Raw genomic sequence first — 3,008 nt, 5'->3', positions numbered from 1 at the left:
GCGTGCGGGCGGGCGCAGTGCTGTGGTGCATCGGGCCTCACGTTTGGTGGTGGCTTGGGCTGGTCGGTGGCGATCGGCCGGGGGTGCGCGGTGTGCGACGGATTTGCGACGGTGCGCCCCTCGTGCGGCCTGGCCGCCTGGCGAATCGATTCCGCACTCTGAGGCTGCCCGTTGCACCACAATTCCGCAGCAGTTGAGCGGCGCAGGAACGTTGAACAGACAACGACGTTGAACGTGCGCAATCCGGCAGCGTGGAGAGGGACAGAGGAGAAGTGTGCGATCGACCCGTACACCGAACCAGGCGCTCCGCGCCCTCCTCGCGGAGGCCGGCTGGAGCGGCGCACGACTGGCGCGCGTCGTCAACGCCCTCGGCGCCGCCCAAGGCGTCGCACTGCGCTACGACCGCAGCAGCGTCGCCCACTGGCTCGCCGGCAGCCGACCCCGGCCGCCCGTCCCCTCCCTCGTCGCCGAGGCGCTCACCCGGCAGCTCGGCCGGCATGTCGGCGAAGCGGACACCGGCCTCGTCCGCACGACGTCACCCCCGGCCCCGCCGGGCGAGCAGGCCGACGAGGGAGACTCCGTGAGCCGTCTCCACGACCTGCTGCGGGTCATCGACCGCCGGGGCGCGGCGAGGCTCGGTGCCTACTCGCTCACCGCGCTTGTCACACCGGGCACCCCGTCCGGTCTCGCGTCCGCCGCCACCCCCTTGCACGACCGCCGGCCGCTGTCGGCGCCCCCGCCCGGCCCGGTCGGCCAGGAGCACGTGGCCTCCGCGCACGCGATGCTCGACCTGTTCTCCCGGCAGGAGGCGGCCTTCGGGGCCGGCGGAGTCCACGTCCCGCTGCGCCAGTACCTGTCCACCACCCTGCTGCCCTGGCTCAGGGCCGACCCGCCACCGGCGGTGCGCCGCGAACTCTTCAACGTCGCCGCCCGCCTCACCTACCTGTGCGCCTTCGCCCACTTCGACATGAACCAGCAGGTCGCCGCCCAGCGGTTATACCTGGCGAGCGTCGAACTCGCCCGCGAAGTCGGCGACATGGCCGGGCAGGCCATAGCGCTGCGAGGGCTGAGCCACCAGGCGCGCACGCTCGGCCACCACGCGGAGGCGCTGACGCTCGCGGAACAGGCCGTCGGCCTCGGTGAGCGTTACCTTCCTCCGCGCCAGCAGGCCTTTCTGCGCGGCCAGTTGGCGGTCGCGCTGGCCGCGGACGGTGATGCGCGCAGCGTTCGGCAGTTGTCGCTCGCCGAGCGCCGTCTGGAACGTGCGACAAGCGACAGCTCGTCGGTCGCCGCGTTCCACGCCGGTTCGCTGGCGCTCCAACACGCCGCCGTCGCGCGGAAGCTCGGAGACCGCCGCGTCGTCCTGCGCGCGCTCGACGCCTCGCTGCGCCACCGGCCCGTCGAGGAGCGGAGGTCGCGCGCACTTGTCCTCGCCGAGCTGGGCGAGGAGCATCTCGCCCAGGGACACCTCGAACAGTCGTGTCAGGCATGGCAGTTGTTTCTCGACATCTACCCGAAGGTGCGCAGCGCCCGCGTCGACAACCGGCTCCGCCGGGCGCAGGCCGCCCTGCGCCCCCACTCCGCCAACCCGGCGGCCGCGGCCGTACTGCGCCGCGTGCGCGCGGTGCGGGCCGGCCCCGGCTCCCGTGGAGCGGACTGAGCGGGCCTCAGCGGCGGGACCACGGCGGCGGGGCCCGTCCAGCCCTGCGTGACGCCGAGCGTCCACGTGCCCACGCCGCCCGCGCCGGTCGTCGCGGACGGCGGCCGAACCCGCTCACCAGGCCTCACCCGGGAAGCAGAGCCGCCGCTCGGTCCCGCCCCGGTGCCGAACCGTCGACCTCGTGTGCCTTCTCACCGCTGCGAAGGGGTAGGACCATGAACCGAAGCGTGCTGTGCGAGGAGTTCCACACCACCGCCCTGCCCGTCGCGCCGGGCACACTCACGGTCGCCTCCACCTGGTGGCACCCCACCAGGGGCGCGGTCGAGTGCCCCGCACACCAGCTGGTCGCCGCCCACCTCCGCCACGCCGGTCATCGGGTCGACCACCGCCCGCTGCCCGGGCCCCTCCAGCCCTCGCGGGTCCTCGGAGACGCCTCATCCGGCGCCGTACCCGGATCGCACGCCGCCACCGCCGTCGTCGCCGTCTCCTACGAGATGCCCGACGGGCACCACCGAGGACTGGCGATCGCCGTCCGCGCCGAGGAGCACACCCTCGTTCAACTCGCCCGCCGGCAGATCGACGCCTGGCGGGCCGTCCTCCGCACCCGCCGCGTGCTGCACGTCGCGCCTCCACCCGCGCCGGCCCCACGGCCTCGCGGCCCGATCCCCCGACAGTCCGCGAGCCCGACCGGCACACTGTGGCGCCCCTGCGGCTGCCCCACCTGGGCCGACTGCCGGGCACAGGAACTCGCCCGCCGCACGACGCGTCGCCTCACGGAAGAGGGCGAGACGGTGATCGTCGTAGGCACCCACACGGCCGTCCCCTGGCCCACCCGGCCCAAGGCCCCGTCCCACGACGGACTCGACCGCGTGGCCACAACGGCGCAGGCCGCCGCGCTCACCGTCGACCGGCCGGACCGCCTCGCCTTTGTCGTGGCACCCGGCTCCACCGTCTCCCAGGTGGCTGCCGTGCTGAACGTCCTGCGGGCCCGCTTCCCGCTGCTCCGCGGCCAGCACCCCGACGAGTGGTGCTACACGATGGACGACCTCCACACCGCCGTCGGCTCGGTACTCGCCCAGTCGGACGCCCTGGTCATCGCCGGTCACGGCACCAGCCCGACCGTCAGCGTCGCCACCGGCATGGCCGGGCGGGCCCGGAAGGTCACCACCCTGGACCGCCTACGGCCCTCCGACGTCAACGTCGCGACCGTCGCCGTCCTCGACACCGAGGACGGAGGCCCCCGCTACCGGCAGGTCATCGAGGCGCTTGACGGCCTGGGACCGACGAGCCACGTCTGGCGCAGGGTCCACACGGGTCCGCGGCCGCCCCGCACCGTCCCCCACAGAAC

At 74.3% G+C, this 3,008-nt stretch carries 2 protein-coding genes; both read left to right on the top strand.

The features are described 5' to 3' along the window. Window positions 1-274 precede the first annotated feature (274 nt). Window positions 275-1,660, top strand: a complete 1,386-nt coding sequence (locus GL263_RS24340) for an NsdA family TPR-like regulatory protein (RefSeq protein WP_194377872.1) — start codon at window positions 275-277, stop codon at window positions 1,658-1,660. Window positions 1,661-1,875: 215 nt separating this feature from the next. Continuing rightward, on the top strand, window positions 1,876-3,008 hold a 1,133-nt coding region (locus tag GL263_RS24335; protein ID WP_182857893.1), incomplete at its 3' end, for a 4-hydroxy-3-methylbut-2-enyl diphosphate reductase.

Source organism: Streptomyces durbertensis (genome assembly GCF_014156695.1).
Classification (GTDB): Bacteria; Actinomycetota; Actinomycetes; order Streptomycetales; family Streptomycetaceae; genus Streptomyces; species Streptomyces durbertensis.
The sequence above is the reverse complement of the archived record's forward strand: the minus strand, read 5'-3'. Positions and strand labels throughout refer to the sequence as shown.